At 27.0% G+C, this 4,622-nt stretch carries 7 protein-coding genes; 2 read left to right on the top strand and 5 right to left on the bottom strand.

All coding sequences use genetic code 11. From position 1 onward, the window contains the following. A partial coding sequence (locus E6248_RS13490) for a DUF2953 domain-containing protein (RefSeq protein WP_316341309.1) occupies window positions 1-260 on the top strand: 260 nt, incomplete at its 5' end. A 15-nt stretch (window positions 261-275) separates the two neighbouring features. Continuing rightward, complete coding sequence (gene ytfJ, locus E6248_RS13485) at window positions 276-737, top strand: GerW family sporulation protein (RefSeq protein WP_316341308.1); 462 nt, start codon at window positions 276-278, stop codon at window positions 735-737. 24 nt (window positions 738-761) lie between these two features. Here ytfJ and scpB read toward each other — a convergent pair whose 3' ends face one another. From scpB to E6248_RS13460, 5 genes are all read right to left on the bottom strand, one after another. Then, on the bottom strand, window positions 762-1,376 hold the full coding sequence (gene scpB, locus E6248_RS13480) for an SMC-Scp complex subunit ScpB (RefSeq protein WP_316341307.1): 615 nt from the start codon (window positions 1,374-1,376) through the stop codon (window positions 762-764). Beyond that, entirely contained in the window at window positions 1,369-2,115 is a 747-nt protein-coding gene (locus E6248_RS13475; RefSeq protein WP_316341306.1) for a segregation/condensation protein A, read from the bottom strand. The genes scpB and E6248_RS13475 overlap by 8 nt, the downstream gene beginning before the upstream one ends. 261 nt (window positions 2,116-2,376) lie before the next feature. Further along, entirely contained in the window at window positions 2,377-2,781 is a 405-nt protein-coding gene (locus E6248_RS13470) for an arsenate reductase ArsC (RefSeq protein WP_316341305.1), read from the bottom strand. Window positions 2,782-2,794: 13 nt separating this feature from the next. Further along, a complete protein-coding gene (locus E6248_RS13465) occupies window positions 2,795-3,241 on the bottom strand; it encodes a GNAT family N-acetyltransferase (RefSeq protein ID WP_316341304.1) in 447 nt (148 codons plus the stop codon). A gap of 203 nt (window positions 3,242-3,444) precedes the next feature. Next, window positions 3,445-4,410, bottom strand: a complete 966-nt coding sequence (locus E6248_RS13460) for a bile acid:sodium symporter (RefSeq protein WP_316341303.1) — start codon at window positions 4,408-4,410, stop codon at window positions 3,445-3,447. Window positions 4,411-4,622: the final 212 nt, after the last annotated feature.

The following is a 4,622-nucleotide window of genomic DNA, read 5'->3' as shown; positions in this document are numbered from 1 at the left end:
GTTACTTAGATTATGGAATTGAAGATGCTGCACTTTGCGCTCTTCTTTATGGAATTTTAAATATTGTGCCTGGTTTTATATATTATATTTTATCAATAGTTTTTGAAGTAAATAGTTTAAGATTAAATATAACTCCAGAATTTAATAAGAAACATTTATCTTTTGGTATAACTGGTATATTTTATTTTAATATTGCTAATATTATATATATATTGTTCTTATTTTATAAATCTTTAGAATATAAGGAGGTGACTCCCTAAGCTAGGGAGAAAACTATGACAAACCAACACCCTATTGAAAATTTAATGAAAAGTACTATGGAAAATCTAAAGGATATGATAGATGTTAATACTGTAATTGGAGATCCAGTTGAAACCAAAGATGGCAGTTATATAATTCCAATTTCAAAATTAACTTTTGGATTTGTTTCTGGTGGAAGTGAATTTGGTCACGAATGTAAGGTACCACTTGAAGAAGTAACTAAACATCCTTTTGGAGGTGGATCAGGAGCTGGAATTACAGTAAAGCCCGTTGCATTCTTAGTTCTTAGAAATGATGCTGTAAGATTACTTCCTGTAGATCAGAATAATACATATGATAGAATTGTAGATTCTGTTCCTCAAGTTATTGATATGATAAAGGGCTTTTTCAATGAAGATAAGAAAAAAGGAAGCACCGCATCTTCAAATACTGATTTAGATGACTGTGATTCCTCTTCTAGTAACATACATCAATAGTCTATACTATTTTTCATACTCTATTTACTTATCTTCTTTACCTTCGACGATACTACTCATTTCTTCAATTATTGAATTGTCTTCATTATAAATATCTAATGAAGGCAATTCATTTAATTCTCTTAATCCAAATTGTCTTAAGAATTCTTCTGTAGTTCCAAATAATACTGGTCTTCCTGGCACTTCTAATCGTCCAACTTCCTTAATTAAGTCTTTTTCTATAAGTCTTTGCATAGCACTTTCAGACTTAACTCCTCTTATTTCATCTATATCAACTCTTGTTATAGGTTGTTTATAAGCAATTATTGCTAAGCTTTCTAAAGACGCTTGTGATAATGATTGTCTTTTATTCTTCTTTAGTAATTTTTGAATATAATCACCATTTTCAGCTTTAGTAACTAACTGATACTCACCATTTATAGAAATAATCTTTATGCCTCTTTTTTCATCATCATATTCTAAAATCATCTCATCTAACACTTCTTTAACTACTTTAATATTAGATTCTAAAGCATTAGTTATATCTTTTATTGAAAGAGGATCTCCACTTACAAAAAGTAAGGATTCAATTACAGACTTTATCCTTGGCTTTTCAGATAATTCTTCAAATTCATATTGTCTAATTTCTAATTTACTCATTTCCCCTTCTCCTTTCAATTAAAATATCATCAAAGCTTTCATCTTGATATACTTTTACAATTCTTATCTTTATAAGCTCTAAAAGCGCTAAGAAAGTTACAACTGCTTCTAGCTTACATTCACTATCCTCAATTATTTCTTTAAATTTTATTATTGACTCATTTTCTATTCTCTCAACAAGCTCATTCATCTTATCTTCTATCTTATATTTATCAACGTATATCTTTCTTTGAATTACATTAGCTTTATTTTGTTTCATAAGAAAATTTTCTATTAAACTATTGTAAAGATTATATAAGTCTAATAGAGTTGTATTCTTAAGTAAATCTTCATCTTTATTTTCACTTCTTGTATCTTCAATTATTTCAGGCTTCTTTGTATAAATATCACCTGATTTTATAAACCTATCTCTTAAAAATATTGCAGCACCCTTTATTTTTCTATATTCAATAAGTCTTTCCATAAGACGCTTTTCTATATCTTCTTCATTTTCTTCATCTACTTTAACTACTGGTAAAAGCTTCTTAGACTTTATTTCAATTAAAGTTGCAGCAACTACTATAAATTCTGAAGTTATTTCAAGGTCCATAACCTTCATATCATCTAAATGTTTTAAATATTGATTAGTTATTTTATATATTTCTACATTATAAATATCCATTTCATTCTTTTTAATTAAATGTAGTAATAAATCAAAGGGCCCTTCAAAATTATTTAGTTTTACTTGTGGCATTTCCATTATCATCATCCACCTCTATTTTATAAAGTGATTCTTATCTTCAGGTGGAGTTTTCTTAACAGGAATACCCCGTGCTCCATCTGAAGGTTAGAAGAACTAATCCAGGCGCGTAGCAGTGCTTAGCTCTCACTTATAGAAGGTGGGAGTGTTCGCAATGGTAGCGATGGGATAAACTTTCTTCCCAATATATAATAACAAGATTGAGATTAAAGGACAACCTTTTTAAATAAAATGACCGTCCTAAAGACAGCCATTTTATTTTTAAAATTCTCTATTATTAATTCTATATATTAAACCTTTAATTTTTTCTTCTATATTATTAATTACCTTAATAAACTCATCATCACTTTTCCCAGTAGGATCTTCTAATCCCCAATCCTCTATATGCTGTGCAAATACAGTAGGACATATAACATTACATCCCATTTTTATAGCAATATCTACCTCTGGTATATCTGTTAACAGTTTAGATTTTTGAGTTTTATTCATATCAATATTATATATATCTTTAACAATTCTAACTGCATCTTGGTTTATTTGTGGCTTAGTTTCTGTTCCTGCTGAATAACTTTCAAAAACTTCACTCCCATATAATTTACCTAATGCCTCTGCAATTTGTGATCTACAAGAATTATGAACACATATAAATGCCACTTTCTTTTTCATTTTTAATCGCTCCTTAGTTTAATTTCATATGAAGTATTGGGAATGGATTTCCCTGCTCATCAACGTCTGATCTTTCAAAAACTTCAAACCCCATATGTTTATAAAATCCAACTGCTTGAAGATTTTGCTCATTTACATCTACATAATTTACATTTAAAACCTTTATTGCATATTCTATTAGCTTTTTACCGATACCCACACCCCTACATTCATCACTTATAAATAACATCTCAATTTTATTATTATGTACTCCCATAAAAGCTTTAATAATTCCTTTGTCATTTCTTACACATAAAAGATCATTAACGTAATCAGCACCTTCTACAACATTGGGTGTAAGTGATAATATATCTTCTTCACTTAAAAAATCATGGGTTGCTCTAACTGATGACTCCCATACTTTTAGGATATTTCTTATATCGTCTTCATTTATATTATTTAACTTGTCTACTTTAATCATATAAAATTCCTTCTAAGTATTTTATATTTAAATTATTCTATCTTTTATTTAACTCTTCTTGAATTTATAAAGGTTAAAATTATTCTACCAATGCCCATACAAAGAATAGAAATAATATTAAAGTTATAAAAATACTTAATAATAACTTCAAATTAACCTACCACAATAACCTTTATAAAGCCACTTGCATTAATTGTACATATTTATTGTATTATATGTCTATGCCTTATTTTCAATAAGACTTTTGATATTATAAACAGCACAGGTAACTCTATTAATGGTCCAATTATTAGTGCTAAAGCGATTAAAGGTTTATCTGGAAAAGTAGCAACAGCTATAGCTAATGCAATAGGAGAATTTCTAGCTAATGTTGTTAAATTTAAAGATACACTATCTTCATAACTTAAATTTAACTTTCTTCCTATAAACCTGCCCACTACAAAATTAATAGAGAAAAATAGTAATATAGGAATTAATAATATAAGTAATGTATTTAAATTACTTAAAAGTACCCTCCCCTGAGATGCAAACATAGCTATTATCGCGATATTTAAGAAATATCCTTGGTAATCACAAGCCTTACTCATTAGCTTATCACTTAGTTCATTACTTTTAACCTTTTTTATAATGATATATCTACATATACTTGCAAAAAGTAACGGTATTATTAAACTATAAATAACTCCTTTTCCTAAGCTAATAGCATCTATTTTAACACTTGTCCCACCAAATATAAATATATATACTGGTAATAATATTAATTGAAGTATTAAATTAAGTGGTAATATAGAGGAACTTAATGCAACATTCCCCTTAGCTATTCCAGTAAAAATTAAATACCAGTCAGTACAAGGTGTTACCATTAGCATTACAAATCCAATTAATAATTCAGGTTCATTATTTAAAAATAATCTTCCTAATATAAATATTAATATCGGAGTCCATATAAAATTAATAGTAATTGAAGTTATGCTAAACTTTAAATTCTTAAAAGACTTACCTATTTCTTTTATAGGTATTTGTAAAAATACTAAAAACAGCATTATCATAAGTGCTGGCATTATTAAGTATTCAGAATATATACTAATAAAATCTATTTGCCCAATTAATATTCCTAAGCTAACCATACCTAGTATTATAAAACTTTGTAATTTATTTATATTTTCCATTAAATTCATCCTTTTCATGTATGTAATGATAATAATTTTCAATCAATAGTATATCACAATAAACCTCTCATATATAATGAATTTAATATTTATAAATATCATCTTTCAATATCTTGTAGTAATTATGTTATTATTCTATTAATATATGTATTAATTCTACTTTAAAAAACATTATTATATTAATAAATTTATGCAACTAATCATATTTATTT

This window comes from Clostridium sp., assembly GCF_032552055.1.
Taxonomy (GTDB): Bacteria; Bacillota; Clostridia; order Clostridiales; family Clostridiaceae; genus Clostridium.
Note: the sequence above shows the minus strand (reverse complement) of the source record. Positions and strands in the feature narration are given on the sequence as shown.

Bases quoted from the DNA above. Each gene is read 5' to 3' on its own strand.
- ytfJ (WP_316341308.1), top strand. From the start codon at position 276: ATGACAAACCAACACCCTATTGAAAATTTAATGAAAAGTACTATGGAA.
- scpB (WP_316341307.1), bottom strand. From the start codon at position 1,376: ATGAGTAAATTAGAAATTAGACAATATGAATTTGAAGAATTATCTGAA.
- E6248_RS13475 (WP_316341306.1), bottom strand. From the start codon at position 2,115: ATGGAAATGCCACAAGTAAAACTAAATAATTTTGAAGGGCCCTTTGAT.
- E6248_RS13470 (WP_316341305.1), bottom strand. From the start codon at position 2,781: ATGAAAAAGAAAGTGGCATTTATATGTGTTCATAATTCTTGTAGATCA.
- E6248_RS13465 (WP_316341304.1), bottom strand. From the start codon at position 3,241: ATGATTAAAGTAGACAAGTTAAATAATATAAATGAAGACGATATAAGA.
- E6248_RS13460 (WP_316341303.1), bottom strand. From the start codon at position 4,410: ATGGAAAATATAAATAAATTACAAAGTTTTATAATACTAGGTATGGTT.